The 16850-nt window shown below is 62.9% G+C and carries 16 protein-coding genes; 6 read left to right on the forward strand and 10 right to left on the reverse strand.

Features of this window, described 5'->3' with window-relative positions; all coding sequences use genetic code 11:
* Positions 1 to 75: 75 nt before the first annotated feature.
* Positions 76 to 663: an exopolysaccharide biosynthesis protein gene (locus MHM88_RS05350; RefSeq protein WP_239360883.1), complete on the reverse strand. Its 588-nt coding sequence runs from the start codon at positions 661 to 663 to the stop codon at positions 76 to 78.
* 212 nt (positions 664 to 875) lie between these two features.
* On the opposite strand from MHM88_RS05350, the gene MHM88_RS05355 reads away from it, so the two are divergent.
* Both MHM88_RS05355 and MHM88_RS05360 read left to right on the forward strand, forming a co-directional pair.
* Complete coding sequence (locus MHM88_RS05355; RefSeq protein ID WP_239360895.1) at positions 876 to 1370, forward strand: hypothetical protein; 495 nt, start codon at positions 876 to 878, stop codon at positions 1368 to 1370.
* 13 nt (positions 1371 to 1383) lie between these two features.
* Positions 1384 to 1512, forward strand: a complete 129-nt coding sequence (locus MHM88_RS05360) for an entericidin (protein WP_239318468.1) — start codon at positions 1384 to 1386, stop codon at positions 1510 to 1512.
* Positions 1513 to 1555: 43 nt separating this feature from the next.
* Here the strand turns inward: MHM88_RS05360 and MHM88_RS05365 are convergent, their stop codons facing one another.
* The 6 genes from MHM88_RS05365 to MHM88_RS05390 form a co-directional block, all read right to left on the reverse strand.
* Positions 1556 to 2584 carry an AbrB family transcriptional regulator gene (locus tag MHM88_RS05365; protein WP_239360899.1) on the reverse strand — a complete coding sequence of 343 codons (1029 nt, stop codon included), beginning with the start codon at positions 2582 to 2584 and terminating at the stop codon, positions 1556 to 1558.
* Positions 2571 to 3338 (reverse strand): citryl-CoA lyase, encoded by a 768-nt coding sequence (locus MHM88_RS05370; protein WP_239360901.1) that lies wholly within the window; start codon positions 3336 to 3338, stop codon positions 2571 to 2573. The genes MHM88_RS05365 and MHM88_RS05370 overlap by 14 nt, the downstream gene beginning before the upstream one ends.
* Positions 3335 to 4522, reverse strand: a complete 1188-nt coding sequence (locus tag MHM88_RS05375; RefSeq protein ID WP_239360916.1) for a CaiB/BaiF CoA-transferase family protein — start codon at positions 4520 to 4522, stop codon at positions 3335 to 3337. Before MHM88_RS05375 ends, MHM88_RS05370 begins: the two co-directional genes overlap by 4 nt.
* Positions 4512 to 6032 carry a tripartite tricarboxylate transporter permease gene (locus tag MHM88_RS05380; RefSeq protein ID WP_239318465.1) on the reverse strand — a complete coding sequence of 507 codons (1521 nt, stop codon included), beginning with the start codon at positions 6030 to 6032 and terminating at the stop codon, positions 4512 to 4514. The genes MHM88_RS05375 and MHM88_RS05380 overlap by 11 nt, the downstream gene beginning before the upstream one ends.
* A 12-nt stretch (positions 6033 to 6044) precedes the next feature.
* A complete protein-coding gene (locus tag MHM88_RS05385) occupies positions 6045 to 6530 on the reverse strand; it encodes a tripartite tricarboxylate transporter TctB family protein (protein WP_239318463.1) in 486 nt (161 codons plus the stop codon).
* Between the two features lie 84 nt (positions 6531 to 6614).
* Entirely contained in the window at positions 6615 to 7595 is a 981-nt protein-coding gene (locus MHM88_RS05390) for a tripartite tricarboxylate transporter substrate binding protein (protein ID WP_239318461.1), read from the reverse strand.
* Between the two features lie 102 nt (positions 7596 to 7697).
* Here MHM88_RS05390 and MHM88_RS05395 point away from each other — a divergent pair, with 102 nt between their 5' ends.
* From MHM88_RS05395 to MHM88_RS05405, 3 genes are read left to right on the forward strand one after another with little or no spacing between them, the layout of a single operon-like run.
* Positions 7698 to 8363 carry a response regulator transcription factor gene (locus MHM88_RS05395; RefSeq protein ID WP_239318459.1) on the forward strand — a complete coding sequence of 222 codons (666 nt, stop codon included), beginning with the start codon at positions 7698 to 7700 and terminating at the stop codon, positions 8361 to 8363.
* The gene (locus MHM88_RS05400) at positions 8360 to 9745 is read left to right on the forward strand and encodes a sensor histidine kinase (protein WP_239360918.1); all 1386 of its coding nucleotides are present in this window, start codon (positions 8360 to 8362) and stop codon (positions 9743 to 9745) included. The genes MHM88_RS05395 and MHM88_RS05400 overlap by 4 nt, the downstream gene beginning before the upstream one ends.
* Complete coding sequence (locus MHM88_RS05405) at positions 9715 to 10737, forward strand: ABC transporter substrate-binding protein (RefSeq protein ID WP_239360920.1); 1023 nt, start codon at positions 9715 to 9717, stop codon at positions 10735 to 10737. Before MHM88_RS05400 ends, MHM88_RS05405 begins: the two co-directional genes overlap by 31 nt.
* An 8-nt stretch (positions 10738 to 10745) precedes the next feature.
* Here the strand turns inward: MHM88_RS05405 and MHM88_RS05410 are convergent, their stop codons facing one another.
* On the reverse strand, positions 10746 to 13130 hold the full coding sequence (locus tag MHM88_RS05410; protein WP_239360921.1) for a 1-deoxy-D-xylulose-5-phosphate synthase N-terminal domain-containing protein: 2385 nt from the start codon (positions 13128 to 13130) through the stop codon (positions 10746 to 10748).
* Positions 13131 to 13139: 9 nt separating this feature from the next.
* Positions 13140 to 14342, reverse strand: coding sequence for a methionine gamma-lyase (locus tag MHM88_RS05415; protein ID WP_239318450.1), 1203 nt, complete (start codon positions 14340 to 14342; stop codon positions 13140 to 13142).
* Between the two features lie 115 nt (positions 14343 to 14457).
* Here MHM88_RS05415 and MHM88_RS05420 point away from each other — a divergent pair, with 115 nt between their 5' ends.
* The gene (locus MHM88_RS05420) at positions 14458 to 14916 is read left to right on the forward strand and encodes an Lrp/AsnC family transcriptional regulator (protein ID WP_239360932.1); all 459 of its coding nucleotides are present in this window, start codon (positions 14458 to 14460) and stop codon (positions 14914 to 14916) included.
* A gap of 45 nt (positions 14917 to 14961) precedes the next feature.
* Here the strand turns inward: MHM88_RS05420 and MHM88_RS05425 are convergent, their stop codons facing one another.
* A complete protein-coding gene (locus MHM88_RS05425) occupies positions 14962 to 16845 on the reverse strand; it encodes a beta-N-acetylhexosaminidase (protein ID WP_239360934.1) in 1884 nt (627 codons plus the stop codon).
* Positions 16846 to 16850 lie beyond the last annotated feature (5 nt).

Below are 16850 nucleotides of genomic sequence, written 5' to 3' on the forward strand. Positions count from 1 at the left end.
CCTTTTTGCTGTCGGGTTTGGTGCAGGGCTTGCTGTCGGGGCGGCGATGGCGTCGCGCCGCCCGCAGCCACGTGCCTACATAAGCTGGAATGCCACCCCGCCGAGACCCAGCGCCAGCAGCGTGACCGTCACCAATGCGATCAGACCGTCACCGGTGAGCATGGACACCGCCAAAAGCGCCACAACCGCCCCCAGGATCGAAGAGGTGAACGGCAGCAGTTCCAGAAAGGGCATCATCAGGCCGCACAACAGGCAGATCACCTGTATCACCCGCAGGAAGGGAGGTGTCAGCAGGGATTGGAACCGTTTCTTGAACTTGCGGTCCATCCAGGCCGCGACACGGCGCAAACCACGCGTCGCTTTCTGTGTGGCCTTGGCCGACAGCGCCCTGCGCGACAGGAAGTCCGGCAACCAGAGATGCTTGCGCCCCATCAACATCTGACCGGAAATCAGGGCAATGGTGATGCCGCAGGCGGAGGAAAACAGGGGAATGCCGCTGAGGGGTGACACCAGCGCCAGCGACGGCGCAACCAGGACCGCAGCAATCGACTTGACGCCCAACTCGTCCATGAGTTCGGCCACTTCAAGATAATCCTTGCGCCCTTCGAGCAGCGCATCCGTTTTATCCAGCACATCTTCGACGGGGTGGGAGGTCTCTGTCATGGGGTCCATTTTCTCGAATAGGTCTCGTTCCTAATCGAAACGCCGTGCGGCCTGCATTGTTCCCGCCCGGCGTGGTCCAGGAGACAAGGTCCCGCCCGGCCCGGAACAGGAAACAACGAATTTCTCTCGTGAAATCAGGAACATTCGACACTCCCACGTGTTGTAAGGTCAGATCCCCACCGGGAATGACATGAGTTCGAAAGGAGACCGAGATGACCCATCTGATCCGCACCACCGCCCTTGTCGCCACCATGGCAACCGCCGCCGGTGCCTCCACCATGGTGCAGGACATCGACGTCGACGCCGATGCCAGCGCCCTGAAGAACAGCGGTGCCGTGGCCGTCTGGAGCGAGCTGGAGACCGATCTTGAAACCGCCCTGGCCGCGCAGCTGGTCCATCAGCTTGCGGAAGAGGGTCAAACGGCTGAAGACGCCGCCGAGATCGACATCGAGATCGACACCGTGGCGCTGGCCTCAAGCCTGCAGGCGGAAATGGGCATCGCCGATTCCGTTCTTGAAGGGGAAGTCTCTGTTGACCTGCCGGGGAGCCAGTACGACCAGCGCTACACCCTGACCGTGAGTGCCGAGCAGGCGAATGTCTACTACCCCGAGGGCACCGATGTGACCACGCTCAACGTGGGCAGCGAAGTCTTCTACACCGCGATGGTGGATGCCTTTGCCACCCATGTTGCCGAGAAACTGAAATAACAGGAGGCCCGCCATGCGCATGATCTATCTGTCACTGGTGGCCGTTCTTGGCCTGACCGCCTGTGAGGCCACCGAGGGACTGGGCCGCGATGTGTCCAACCTTGGCAATGAAATCGAACAAGAGGCGCAGGAGGCGCAATAACCTCTCTGTGCGCAGCCCCGGCGTCAGTCGCGCCGGGGCTTTTTCAGGTGGGTCTGGCACGGCTGAGCGCCAGCGGCATCAGCACCGTCAGGATCATCAGCCGCATCACGTGATGCGCCGCGACGAATGCAGGATCGAGCCCGAGCGTGACGGCAATGGCGGCCATGGCCTCGACCCCGCCGGGCGCAAAGGCCACGATCAACAGCGCGGGTGACAGGCCCATGATCTGCATGCTGACCCCGATGGCGATCAAGGTGATCACAACATTGACGCCCGTGACCCACAGCCCCGCCAGAAAGTCGAGTTTCAGATCCGCGAGCTTTTGCCCGACGAAACGCGAGCCGATCAGGGTGCCCATCACCAGAAACGCCACAAAAGTCGCCTCTTCCGGTGGGCGCCCGGGTGTGAGCGCAAAGATATGTCCGGCGGCGCTGCAAAAGATACCAGCCAGCAGATAGGCGGCGGGCACGTTCAGACGATCGAACACCGCACCGACCGCAAGCGTGACCCCCACCAAAAGCGCCAGTTGCCACAGGGCCAGCGGATGCTCCGGCATCAGCTCCACACCCGTCGCCCCAAAGACCGTCGAGACCAGCACCGGCACACAGAGCGTCAGAAACAGCACGCGGATGCTTTGTACGATGGCGATGCGAGAGGTCTGTCCGTTTTCACTGAGTGACAGCGCCAGCACATAGCTCAGATGGCCGGGCGCGGCGGCGAGAACCGAATCCCGCGCGCTGAACCGCATCCAGCGCTGAAGCCCGATACGGCAGATCTGCAGCGAGACACAGAGGCTCACCGCGAGGATTGCGATGGTCACCGGCCACGCCAGCGCCGAGGCGAGCATGTCGCGGGTGACGCTGCTGCCAATGTTGATCCCCAAGAGCACAAAGGCCGTGGTCCGGAGCCACACCGGCATCTTGATCGGCACCCCAAAGAGCGCCGCCAGCGACACCGCCGCCGCCGATCCGGTCAGGGGGGCGGAGGGAAATCCGATTGCTTCAAAAATCAAGGTGCCCAACACGGCGACGACAAGCGCGCCGATCAGGCCAAATGTATCACGTAGGGTCATACGTCCATCTGTATTTTGGCGGGGTCGGCCCCTTGTTGCGCCCCCCCTGTTGTTGCTGCTCCCAGGCGTGGGAGAGGATGCCCACCGAGCGTGACAGGCAGAATAGCCCGCGCGCCAGCGGCGGGGCAAAGCCCAGTTCGGCATAGATCACGGCTGTTGCACCGTCGATGTTCATCGGCAGGGCCGTGCCCTTTTCCGCCGAGATCTGCGCCTCGATCACTTGACCGATGTGTTGGAACCGTCCTGGCACCGCGCCCGCCTCTGCCGCCTCGGACACCAGCGCCATCAGACGCGGCGCGCGCGGGTCGGTCGGTTTGTGGAACCGATGACCAAAACCGGGGATGATCTTGCCATGTTCTGCGCGCCAGTCCGCCAGCGCCGCCGCTAGATCCCCCGCGTGGGCATCGACGTGGTGATAGAGCTCCACCGCCTGTTGCCCGGCGCCGCCATGCACATCGCCCAACATGTTGACCGCCGTCGCCATCGCATTGTTCAAGGGCAACCCACAGGTGACCGCCATCCGCGCCGCCGCGATCGAGGGGGCCTGCGGGCCATGATCCACAGCCGAGACCAAGGCGGCCTCAAACAGGCGGGCCTGCGCCGGTGTCGGCCGGTCGCCCCGCACCATCAGCCAGATCATCTCGGCAAAGCTGACGTTGCCGATCAGATCCTGCACGGGGGTGCCCCGCAGGTCGATGCGACCCGGTTCCATGTCGATGATAGACGTGCGCCACCAATCACTCACATCGCTCATATCACGCGCTCCCGCCTCAGGGTTTCGATCTCATCGGCGCTCAGGCCAATGTCCTGCCAGATACTGTCATTATCCGCACCCAAGGCAGGAGGTGCTTGATCCGGAACCGGGCGATGGGTGCCAAACCGCACCGGCGCGCCCGCCAGCGATAGCGGCGCATCTTCGGTTTCGACCTCGGCAATCAGGCCACGATCCTTGATTTGCGGCTCATTCAGAATTTGCGGCACCGTCAGCACCGGCCCCGAGGGCACGCCAAGCGCGTTGAGTTCGGCCACCCATTCCGCAGCGGGCCGGGTCCGCAGCACACTTTCCAGCTCTGCCCGCAGCATGTGACGGTTGCGTTTGCGATCCTCCCGGGTGGCATAGTCCGGATGCGCCAGAAGATCGTCGCGTCCGAGATGGCGCGCCATGGATTGCCATTGCTCATCCCGGTTTGCGGCCACATTGATCGGCCCATCCGCGCAGGCAAAGGTGCCCGAGGGCGCGGAGGTGATGTTCTCATTGCCATGCGCGCCGGGGGTTTGACCTGCGATCAGGTGGTTGGAGACCACCCATCCCATGGTGGAAATCACCGCCTCTGTCATGGAGATATCCAAAAACGCGCCGCGCTCCGGGTCGTTGAGCGCCGCCGCGATCGCAAAGGCTGCGGTCATGCCGCCCACGGTATCGGCGAGCGGGTAGCCCACCCGCAACGGCGCGCTGTCGCCATCGCCGGTGATCGACATCACGCCGCTGATCCCCTGCACGATCTGGTCATAGGCGGGGTTGTCCTTCCACGCACCGTCCTGTCCAAAGCCGCTGATGGCGCAGTAGATGATGTTAGGATTTTCCGCCTTGAGGACCTCGTATCCCAGACCAAGACGGTCCATCACGCCGGGACGGAAGTTCTCAACCAATACGTCAGATGTGCGAACAAGGCGCTTTAGCAGCGCCTTGCCTTGGTCGTGTTTCATGTCGAGGGTTACGGATTTCTTTTGCGCGTTCTGCGCCAGAAAACTCACCCCCATCAGGGATTTATTCCGCTCCGGGTCGGCACCCAGTTGGCGGGCCAGATCGCCGGTGCCGGGGCGCTCGACCTTGATGACTTCTGCACCGAGCAGGGCCAGCTGATAACAGCAATACGGCCCCGCAAGCACATTGGTCAGGTCAAGAACCCGAACCCCGGAGAGCGGTTTAATCCCCATCGGCCACCCCGGCAGCACGGGCGCGGGCACGGCGTGCACGATAGCTCGGCACGATCACCAGCAGTATGGCCAGCACCAACAGCCCCAGTGTCATCGGACGATCAAGGATGAAGGAAATGCCGTCATAGATCTGCATCGAACGGGCAAAGTTATCCTCCAGCATCCGCCCCAGAATGAAACCGATGAGCAGAGGGGCCAGCGGATAATCCGCAAACCGCAGCACCGTGGCACAGATGCCAAAGCCCACGAGGATCAACAGCTCTGTCGCGTTGTTCTGTCCGATATAGGACCCCATCAGGGTGAAGAACAAAATGAACGGGATCAGATAGTTGCGCGGGATCGACAGAACCTTGGCGATATAGGGGATGAGCGGCAGGTTCAGCACCAGGAGCACGAGGTTGCCGATATACATCGAGATGATGACCGCCCAGAAGATATGCGGGCTATCCACCATCAGCCGCGGCCCCGGCGTCACGTTGAGCGCAATCAACGCCCCCAACAGGATCGCCGTGGTGCCCGACCCCGGAATACCCAGCGTCAGGAGCGGCACAAACGATCCGGTACAGGCCGCGTTATTTGCGGTCTCCGGTGCGGCCAGCCCCTTGATGGCGCCTTTGCCGAACTCTTTCTGCTCTTCCTCAGAGGCGATGTTACGCTCCACCGCGTAGCCGAGGAAGGAGGCGATCGTCGCCCCCGCGCCGGGCAACACGCCGATAAAAAAGCCCTGGATGGACTGGCGACCGATCACGGGTGCGATCTTGCGCGCCTCCTGACCGGAGATCCGCAGGCCGGTGATCTTGCCACCGTCCTCGCCCCCCTGGGCGGAGCGTTTGGGGTTCATCACCAGAAAGATCGCCTCGGGCAGGGCAAACATCGCCATCGCCAGCGTGATAAAGCTGAACCCGGATTGCAGATCCATCAGCCCCATGGTGAAGCGCGGCATGTTGAACAATGCGCCCTCGCCGACCGTGGCCATCATCAGCCCCAGAAGCGTCATCATCAGCGCCTTGGCCACATTGCCGGTGCCCGCAAAGGCCGCGATTGCCGACAGCCCCACGACCATCAGTGCGAAATACTCGGCCGAGTGGAACAGGAGGGCAACCGTCGACAGCATCGGCGCAAAGACCATCAACAGGATCGCGCCGATGGTGCCCCCCATGAAGGACGAGATCGCCGCAATGGTCAGCGCCTTGCCGGCCATGCCCGCGCGCGCCATCGGATAGCCATCGAAACTGGAGGCCACGGTGCCCGCCACCCCCGGCGCGTTGAGCAGGATCGACGAGGTCGAGCCCCCGAAGATCGCGCCATAATAGACCCCGGCCAGCAGGATCAGCGCCGCAGAGGGATCGCCCAGCGTGATCGCGACCGGGATCATGATCGCAATGATGGACATGGGGCCAAGCCCCGGCAGCATCCCGATGAATGTCCCGATCAGACAGCCGCCGATCACCATCAGAATATTTGTAACGGAAAAGGCCGTAGAGAGGCCGATCATCAAACCTTCGAGCATCTGAGCCTCCGATTATCCGAGAAAGAACGGCAAGGGCCGCAAGAAGATGCCCAGCACGCCCTCGACGAGGTACCAGACGATGCCCGTCGCCACGGCCGCAACCGGGATCAGAATCCACAGCTTGCGCTCGCCAAGGATCATCGCGCCGACGATGAGGAACCCGGAGGTGGACAACAGGAACCCCGCCGGACGCAGCAAGAGCGCATAGGCGACCATCAGCCCCAGCAGAAGCGCGGCCTGACCGATGTTGTAGTCGCCAAGGCGGCGGTAATCGATGTCCGGGGTCTTGACCTCGCCACTGGGTTTTTCCAGCCCCAGAACGATAATCGCAGCGGTCAAGATCGACAGAACGGCCAGAACCTTGGGGAAGGTGCTCGGCCAGATCGGGTTTCGCTGCATGAACGGCGGCAATAGCTGATCCATGGTGAAAAAGGCCGCATAGCCATAGGCCAGAGCGATGCCGAGAATGATCAGCGCGATCCAACGGTCGAGCGCCATGATCTCCTCCTGTTGCTGTTTGGGGATACGGGAAAGGGTCCGGCACCCGCGATTGGTGCCGGACCTGACGTCACTGCTCGAAAATTAGAGGAAGCCCAGCTGCTTCATCAGGTCGCCGATGACCTTTTCCTGACCTTCGAGGAAGGCTTTGAACTCGTCACCGGAATTGTGGATGTTGACCCAGCCGTTGCGGGCGCGCACGTCTTCCCACTCGGGGGTGTCATACATCTTGGCCAGCACGTCCTGATAGGCGGCAACCTTGTCTTCCGACAGGCCCGGCGCACCAAAGAACCCGCGCCAGTTCACGAACGTGGTCTCCAGACCCTGCTCTTTCATGGTGGCGGCACTGTCATAGGCCGGGACGCGCTCGTCCGCGGTCACGCCGAGGATCTTGACTTCGCCCGCTTCGGCCAGTGCGATTGCCTCGGAGAACCCGGTGGAAAGCGCCTTGATCTCGCCCGACAGGAGGGCTGCCATCGCCTTGCCGCCTGCGTCATAGGGGATGTATTTCAGCGCGGTCGGATCTTCGCCCGCAGACTGCATCACCATGGCCGCAACGAGGTGATCCATGCCACCCGGGACCGAGCCACCGCCCACGGCGGTGCCGCGCGGATCTTCGCGATAGGCCGCGAGGAATTCTTCCATATTGCCGATCGGGCTGTCCTTGGCCACAACCAGGGCGGCGTAGTCCCCGATGGTGCCGGCAACCAGCGTCAGGTCACGGAAGTTATGCGGGAACACGCCGGTCAGCGAGCGGATCACGATGGGGGTGGAGTTCACCATCAGCGTGTCATCCAGGCTCTCGGCATTCTCGATCAGATACCCGATGGCCTTGCCACCGCCACCGCCGGACATGTTTTCATAGGATGCGGTGCCCACAAGGCCTGATTTGGTCAGCGCCTCACCGGTGCCGCGCGCGGTTCCGTCCCAGCCACCACCGGCGCCGCCGGGGATCAGGAAGTGAACCTTGTCGAGAACCTGCTCGGCCATAGCCGGGGAGCCGAAGGTCAGGGCGGCCGCAGCAGCAGCCATCAGGGTCCGACGACCCAGCGCAAAAGATGTCATAATGTTCCTCCCATTTGACAAACGCGCAATTGCACGCTCATGAATCGGGATATCCCGGTTCAAGCTGACACAAACCTGACACGAGGCAAAAGTTTCCCCGCCATGCGCTATTTACTCGTTGAAGATAACGACCAGCTTGCCAACGCGGTGGTGGGACGTCTGACCCTGGACGGGCATGTGGTGGATCGCGCAGGCGATCTTGGCACGGCGGAGGATTTCATCGCGACCACCGAATACGACCTGATCCTGCTGGACATCATGCTGCCCGACGGCGACGGGCGGCACTTTCTGCAATCTCATCGCGCCGCGCGCCGCGACACGCCCGTGATTGTCCTCACGGCGCGATCCGAAGTGTCTGATCGGGTCGGGGTGCTGGACCTTGGCGCTGACGACTATATCGTCAAACCCTTTGATTTTTCCGAGCTGGAAGCGCGCTGCCGGGCGGTGCTGCGGCGTCAGAGCGGCGGGGCCAGCAATGTGCACCGGCTCGGCGACATCAGCTTTGATCCGCTGGCCTGCACGCTGACCGTCGGCAACCGCGAGATCCACCTGCGCAACCGGGAACTGCGCCTGCTGGAGATCTTCATCTGCGCCCCCGATCAGGTGTTTTCCAAATCGAAACTTGTGGACCGGCTGTTTTCCTACGATGTCGATGCCTCGGAGAATGCGATCGAGGTCTATGTCGGACGCCTGCGCAAACATCTGGAAGGCGCGCAGGCACAGATCGTCACCGTGCGCGGTCTCGGCTACCGGCTGAGCCTGACATGAGCACGCCGATCCAGCTGCGCGGCTCCATTCGGCGACGCCTGATCATTCAGCTGCTGACCGGAGCGGCGCTTCTGGCAACGTTGGTGTTCTTCGTGGTGCGGAACTACACCCGTGATCTGGCGGGCCAAAGCCAGGATGAAATCCTCTCGGCCTCGGTCACCGCCATCCTCGACTCCGCCTCCGTGCGCAACGGCGAGCTGACCGTGGATATTCCCTATTTCGCCTTTTCCATGCTCGGCAATATCAGCGATGATCGGGTGTTTTATGCCATCACCCGCAACGGGGAGTTCCTCACCGGCTACCCGGATCTGCCAAAACCGGTGGCGGCCATCGATCTGGCCCCGCGGTTCCAGACCGCGCGCTACGATGGCGAGGAAATCCGCATGGCCACCGCCACCCGGCGTCTGTCGGTCAGCGGCACGCCCGATTTTGTTGAGGTGACCGTCGCGCAGACCCGCTATGGCCTGCGTCAGCAATTGGCGGGGATTTCACGGACCGTGGCCGGGTTTGGCATCGGTTTCTTTGTGATCGCGGCGATCTTTGGCATCCTTGCCGCCCAATCCGCGATCCAGCCGCTGCGGCAATTGGCAGGCTCGGTGTCGCGGCGCGGCCTTTCGGATCTGCGGCCCGTCTCGGCCCCGGTGCCGGCGGAGATGGAATCCCTTGTGGGCGCGCTCAATGGATTTATGAGCCGTCTCAAGACCTCGCTGTCGCGGTCGGAGGATCTGATCGCCGAGGCCGCGCATCGGGTCCGCACCCCGCTCACCACCGTGCGCACGCAGGCGGAAATCACCCTGCGCCGGGTCGACAAGCCCGAGAACCGTCAGGCCGTGCGCGAGATGATCCGCGCCATCGACGAAAGCAGCCGCGCAGCCGGGCAGTTGCTGGATCACGCCATGGTCTCCTTTCGCTCCGATCATCTGGAGATGGAAGATGTGGAGCTGACCCGCCTGGCCCGGGATGCGGTGTCGCGCCTGCGCCCGCTGGCGGAGCTGCGCGATATCGACCTTGAGATCACCCTGCCCGACACCGCAATGGTGGTGAAGGGGGATCCGATCCTGATGCAAAGCGCGCTGCTCAATCTGCTCGATAATGCGATCAAGTATTCGCCCGCCGACAGCATCGTCCACGTCAGCGCCCGCCGCAGCGGCACCACCGCCGAGATCACCGTGCGGGACGAGGGCGCAGGTTTCCCAAAGGCCGATATGGGCCGCCTCACGCGCAGGTTTGTGCGCGGCGGCAATACGGATGCCGTCGTCGGGTCCGGTCTTGGTCTGACCATCGCACATGAAGTTGCCCGCGCCCATGGCGGACGGCTCTTTCTCACCAATCACAGCGATACAGGTGGTGCATGCGCAAGCTTGTCGTTTCCCTTGGCCTGATCCTCGGCCTCTTTGCGGCGCCGCTGCCTGCGTTCGAGGTCGAAAACCACATCAGCGTCGGCCCCTCTGACGCGCGCCGGGTCCTGCGTGTCCTGTCCACCGGCGATGCGGAATTCTTCGAGCCGACATTACGGGATTTCCTGCGCAACCTGCCGGATGTGCGGGTTGAGTACACGGTGGCCAGTTCCGGTGAATTGATGCAGGCACTCGACCGGGACACGGTCGACATGGATCTGGCGATCTCGATCGCAACCGATCTGCAAACCAAGCTGGTGAACGACGGCAAGGCGCAGCCCTACAGCTCTCTGGCGACGCAGCGGCTGCCGGCCTGGGCCCGCTGGCGCGAACACCTGTTTGCATTTACCCAGGAACCCGCGGCGGTGGTGCTGTCGCGCAAGGCGCTGGATGGCTTGCCTTTGCCGGACAACCGGCAGGATCTGATTGCCTTGATCCGCGATCATCCCGACCGGTTCCAGGGCAAGGTCGGCACCTATGACATCCGCACCTCGGGGCTTGGGTATCTCTATGCCACGCAGGATGCGCGGACCTCGGACACCTACTGGAGGCTGAGCGAGGTGATGGGATCGGTCGGCGTGCGGCTCTATTGCTGTTCGAGCCAGATGATCGACGATGTGGCCTCCGGCGAGTTGACCATGGCCTACAACGTGCTGGGCAGCTATGCGCGCGAGAAGAGCAACACGGATGACGTGCTTGTTCTGCTGCCGCAGGATTACACCGTGGTGGCCCTGCGCACCGCCTTCATTCCGCGCGACAGCAAGGCGCCCGAACTGGCGGGCCTGATGATCGACCACCTGATTTCGCAGGGGTGGCAGGCGGCCCCCGGGGCGTTTTCCGTGCTGGAGGAAGACGCCTGGAGCGACGACACCCAGGCCCTGCGTCGTATCCGCATGGGGCCCGGGCTGCTGGTCTATCTCGACGCCTTCAAGAAGGCCGCGTTCCTGCGCGAATGGAGCAGCGCCGTCTTGCAGTAGGCGGCGTCTCAGCCCGCCTGTCCGCCGGCAATACGGCGCGCACCCGTGGTCAGCTCACCCACCGACCGCGCCAGGCTGTGGCGGTCGAGGCCAAAATGACGGTAAAGATCGCCGATGGTGCCCGTTTGGCCAAAGTGTTCAACGCCATGCGACACCACCCGATGCCCCGCAACCGACCCCAACCACGAGAGCGTCGCCGGATGGCCATCAATCGCGGTAATCAGGGTGCAATGGGCGGGCAGTTCGCCCAAGAGACGCTCCACATGCGACAAGGCCTGCGGGTTCCCGCGCGCCCGTTCCCGCTGCGCCGCCGTCCAGCCCGCATTGAGACGGTCCGCCGAGGTCACCGCCAGCACCGCAACATCGCGGCGATGCTCTCCAACCAGACCCGCCGCTGCAATCGCCTCATCCGCAACCGCGCCCTGATAGGCGATCACCACCGAACAATTCGGCCCCGGCTTGCGCAACCAATAGGCACCATCAATCGCGCCCTGACGGAAGGCATCATCGACCCGCGGCCCCAGCTGTTCGAGCGGTTTGGTGGTCAGCCGCAGATAGACCGATCCCCCGGTTTCATCCCGCAGCCAGGTGCGTTCGTCCGGGTCGCCTTCGCCATCGCGCTGCATATAGTCGAAGGCCCATTCCATGATGACCGCAAGTTCATCAGCAAAGGCCGGTTCAAAACTCGCCAGCCCATCCTGCGCCATGCCCGTGAGGGGCGTGCCCACGGATTGATGCGCGCCGCCTTCGGGTGCCAGCGTCACCCCCGAGGGCGTGCCGACAATCATGAACCGCGCATCCTGATAGCAAGCGTAGTTCAGCGCGTCCAAACCTCGGTGCACAAAGGGATCATAGACCGTGCCGATCGGGATCACTCGCTTGCCCCAGAGGCTATGCGACAGGCCCGCCGCGCCCAGAAGCAGGAACAGGTTCATCTCGGCGATGCCCAGTTCGACATGCTGGCCTTGCGGATCAAAGTTCCACTTGGCGGTCGACGGGATGCGATGCTCGATAAACGCATCCTTCTGTGCCTTGCGGGCAAAGAGCTTGCGCCGATTGACCCATGGACCAAGCCCCGTGGTGCCGGTCACATCCGGCGAGGTGGTCATGATCCGGGATGCCAGATCGCTGTCGCCGCGCGCCAGATCGTCGAGGATCTTGCCAAAGGCCATCTGCGTCGAAATCTCGCGGCTTGTGTCCACCGCCACCGCTGGCACCGAAAGCCGCGCGTCCGAATAGCGCCGCGCGCCCTTGGCAAAAAACGGCACCTGATCGAGGTAGGCCTGAAATCCCGCCGTGTCAGAAACGGTCGCCATCGGCTCCCACTCCTGCCCCTCGGCGACGCCCATATAGGTCTGCCACTCCGCCATTTGCGCCTTGGTCATCAGGCCGCCGTGGTTGTCCTTATGGCCCGCAATTGGCGTGCCCCAGCCCTTGATCGTATACGCAAGGAAACAGGTCGGGCGATCGTGGTCGATGGCGGCGAATGTGTCCGCCATGGTCTCCACGCAATTGCCGCCGAGGTTCTCCATCAGCGCCGCCAGCTCCGCGTCGCTGCGTTTGTCGATCAGTGCCGAGACCGCGCCCTGATCGCCCAGATCCTCCATCAGCCGTTTGCGCCAGTTGGCCCCGCCCATATAGGTCAGCGCGGAGTATTCCACGTTCGGACAAGCATCGATCCAGTCGCGCAGGGCCGCGCCGCCGGGTTCCTCAAAGGCGGCCCGTTGCAGGGCGCCATATTTGACGCGCACCACGTCCCATCCGAAGGCCTCGAATATTTTCTCGACCCGGCCAAACAGACCTTCGCGCACGATGCCATCAAGGCTCTGGCGGTTGTAATCGATGATCCACCAGGTGTTGCGCAGGTCGTTCTTCCAGCATTCCTGCAAGACCTCGTAGATATTGCCCTCATCAAGCTCCGCATCGCCCACAAGCGCCACCATGCGGCCCTGATTGACCTCGGCACCCCAGTCCTTGGCCGTGATGAAATCCAGCACCATCGACGCAAGCGCGGTGATCCCCACGCCAAGGCCCACAGAGCCGGTGGAGAAGTCCACATCGTCAATGTCCTTGGTGCGGCTCGGGTAGCTCTGCACGCCGCCATAGCCGCGGAAATTCTCCATCTTCTCGCGGCTTTGATGGCCCATCAGGTATTGCATAGCGTGGAAAATGGGCGAGGCATGCGGTTTGACCGCCGCCCGGTCCTCGGGGCGAAGCGCCGAGAAATAGAGCGCGGTCATGATCGACACCATCGACGCCGAGGACGCCTGATGGCCGCCGATCTTGATGCCATCTTCCTTGGCGCGCAGGTGGTTGGCGTTGTGGATCATCCAATGGGACAGCCACAACAGCCGCTGCTCCACCGTTTTCAGGTGCTGGATCTGGTCGGACATCTCGCCCCCTTACTCTGCCGCCTGCCGCATCTCGGGCGACAGCGCCTGATGCAGATCATCCAGAATGTCAGAGACCTCTTCCAGCCCCACCGACAAGCGCACAAGCCCGTCGCTGATGCCATGTTCGGCGCGTTCTTCGGGCGTGTAGGTGGAATGGGTCATCGAGGCCGGGTGCTGGATCAGCGTCTCCGCATCGCCAAGCGACACCGCGCGCTGGATCATTTGCAGGCGGTTCATCAGACTGATGCCAGCCTCCATGCCGCCTTCGAGTTCAAAGGCGATCATGCCACCGGGCTGCGCCATCTGCGCCTTGGCGATCTCGTGCTGTTCAAAGCTCTGCAGGCCGGGGAAATAGACCTTGGCGACGCCGGGCTGGGCCTCGAGCCACTCCGCGACGGTCTGCGCCGAGGCACAGTGACGGTCCATCCGAAGCGCCAGCGTCTTCAGCCCGCGCATGATCAGCATCGCGTTAAAGGGCGCCATCACCGCGCCGGTCATGTCCTTCATGCCGACAAGGCGGATTTCGGTCAAAAGCTCGGCACTGCCCGCCACAAGCCCTGCGACCACATCGCCGTGACCACCAAGGTATTTGGTCGCCGAATGCAGCACCAGATCCGCGCCCAACTCGATCGGGCGGGTCAGGTAAGGTGTCGCATAGGTGTTGTCCACCACCACACGCGCACCCACGGAATGGGCAATCTCAGAGGCCAGCTTGATGTCCACCAGCCGCATATTGGGGTTGGCGGGGGTCTCGAAATAGACCACGCGGGTCTTGTCACTGATGGCGGCACGCAGGGCGTCCGCATCGGTCATGTCCACATGGGTGATGGTGACCCCCCATTTCGACAACCCGTGGCGCATATAGGCAAAGGTGCAGCCATAGAGCGTCTTGTCGACGATAACCTCGTCACCGGGGCTGAGGAGCGTCCAGAGGATCGCCGTCACCGCGCCCATGCCGCTTGCCAGTGCCAGACCGGCCTCGGCCCCCTCGAGCGTGGCGATGCGCTGTTCCAGCAGGGCGCAAGTCGGGTTCGAGATCCGGCTGTAGATATGTCCCTCACGCTCGCCCGCGAACATTTCGCCCCCGGCTTCGGCGTTCTCGAACACAAAGGTCGAGGTCAAATGCACCGGCGGCGTCAGCGCGCCCTCGTTCTGCATCGGGTCATAGGCGTGGTGGATGGCACGGGTGGCAAAGCCTTTGGCGTCGGACATCTGGGGGTCTCCTTCCTCATTTGTCCGCCATGATGCGCCCCCGTGCGAGGCGTTAGATTGCAAAAGATACCAACATCAAAGATCATGTTGGCAGATTCTGCCAATGGATAGCGTTATGGACAGCAAAGATCGCCAGATTATCCGCGTGCTTCAGGCCAACGGTCGGATGACCAATCAGGACCTTGCGGACGCGGTGAACCTCTCGCCCTCGCCCTGCCTGCGCCGGGTCAAGAACCTTGAGGCCGCCGGTGTGATCCGGGGCTACAGCGCCGATGTGGATGCGCGGGCCTATGGGCTGCCGATCACGGTGTTTGTGCGCATCAAACTGGAGCGCCACAATGAGGAGGACGTGAAGAATTTCGAGCGCCGCGTCCATATGATCGACGAGGTGCTGGAGTGTCACATCCTGACCGGGGCCACGGATTACCAGCTGCGGGTGGTGGTGGCCGATCTGGACGCCTATGAGGATTTCATCCGCAACCGCATCCACCCCATCGGGGGCATTGCCTCGATCGACACCAGCTTTGTCTACAGCACGGTGAAGAACACCTCGGTCTTTCCAGGGTTGGGATAAAAACGGCCCCGGAGTGTCCCCGAGGCCGCTGCTCTGTTTGGTGGCTCAGAGGCGCGGCATCAGGTCCGCGAGCGCTGTGAACCTGTCGTAGTCCTTGTTTTCCGCTGTGCTCCACCCAGCCTCGGCAATGGCGCTGAGGCGGGGAAAGATCATGTGGTTGCGGCGTGCCATCGTGGTCAGATGCTCGCTCCAGACGCAGGCCTGAACACCCTTCAAACGCCCAATTAGAGCCGCATCTCCGTTATCGGCCTCAAACGCATAGGTCTTGGCGAGCGGGGTGAACCCGGCCCAGCTGGCCCCCGGCGCATACCATGCATCCGACAGCGCCATATCGAGGTAATAGGCCTGCCCCGGCGTGCTGACGACGTCGTAGCCCTCTTGCGCCAGCTCAGCGGTTTTCTCGATGGTGGTCCATGCAAACAGCAGGCTGTGCGCGGGGTCCAGACCACCGCCATGGGCGACCTCCTCCCAGCCGCCAAGCTTGCGGCCCAGTCCGATGAGGAAGTTCTGAATGTGGCGCAGGAAATAGGCCTGCAGTTCCGGCGTGTCCTTCAGGCCGGTTTCGCGCATCATCGCCTTTGCCTTGGGCGATTGCATCCATGCGCCCTCGGCCACCTCGTCACCGCCCACATGCACGACCTCAAACGGGAAGATTTCGCAGACCTCGGCCAGCACGGTTTCGGCAAAGGTATAAGACCCCTCAATGGCCGGGTTCAGCGCGTTGTTGCCAAAGCCCTGCACCGACCAGTAGCTCTCGGGTTCTTCTTGATCGACGAGGTCTGGCAAGGCCCCCAGCACACAGGCGCAGTGCCCCGGAACATCAATCTCCGGCATAACCTCGACGCCCAATCCGGCCGCATGTTTCACCACCTGTCGCGCCTCGTCCTGCGTGTAGTACCCACCCTGCCCCGTCATATCGGCGCCAAGCTGCGGCAGCACCGGCAGGTCCATCCCGGTATGCGCGGCCGTCTCGGTGAGTTGCGGATAGGCCTTGATCTCCAGCCGCCAGCCTTCGTCATCGGTCAGATGCCAATGAAAGCGGTTCATCTTGTGCCACGCCAGAATGTCCACGTAGCGCAGCACCTGATCCAGCGGGTAGAACTGGCGCGAGACATCCAGATGCGCGCCGCGCCAGCCGTGGCGGGGGGCATCCTCGATCTGCCCACTGCGGGGCACACCGTAGCGCGCGGGCTGCGCATGGGCATTGGTCAGCACCTGCGCCAGCGTAATCAGACCGTAAAGCAGCCCCTGCCCTGCGCCATGGCAGAGCGTGGCTTCACCCTCTGCCCAGGTGATCCGATAGGCCTCCTCGCCCAGCGTCTGATCCGCCTCAACGGTCAGCTGCGGGACGTCATCCTTGGCGATCAGCACAAAGGGGGTCGGTGCCAGTGGATGCAGGCGGCGGGTCAGGTCTGCCACCTGTGACACGCTCTGCATGACCGCGACATCATCGGTCCGAAGTGCCAGATGGACGGGGGCCGTGGCGCACCACTCCGTAATGGCGATTTGCTGAGGTGCGGGCAAAATCCCACATGTTAGAGCCGCATTTTGCGATGCATTTGTATCTGCAACCGCCGCGGAGGCCTGCAAATCCCCCGCAAAGGCCGGGACAAGGGTTCCGTCGTCCAGCAAGACTCCGGCAGATTTTGGCCCCTCATTGGAATGCAGCGCCGGACGGGTGAGGTTGAACTCGGTGAACCGCCACGTCTCGCCCGGTTGCAGCACAAAGCCCGCGTCAGAGGCATACTCGTGAAAATTCGCCTGCCGCCGTATCAGCCGCGCCCCCGTGCAGCGCGAGGGACGCAGGCAGCGCGTCAGGGTGGCGTAGACAAGGCGCGGATTTGCAACCGGCGTGTCGCCGCAATTGGTCAGCGCGAACTCCATCGCGCCCTCTTCGGCGTGCCACAGGCTGTCGAGGTGGAAATGCATTTGAG

This window comes from Epibacterium sp. MM17-32 (assembly GCF_022348205.1).
Lineage (GTDB): Bacteria > Pseudomonadota > Alphaproteobacteria > Rhodobacterales > Rhodobacteraceae > Epibacterium.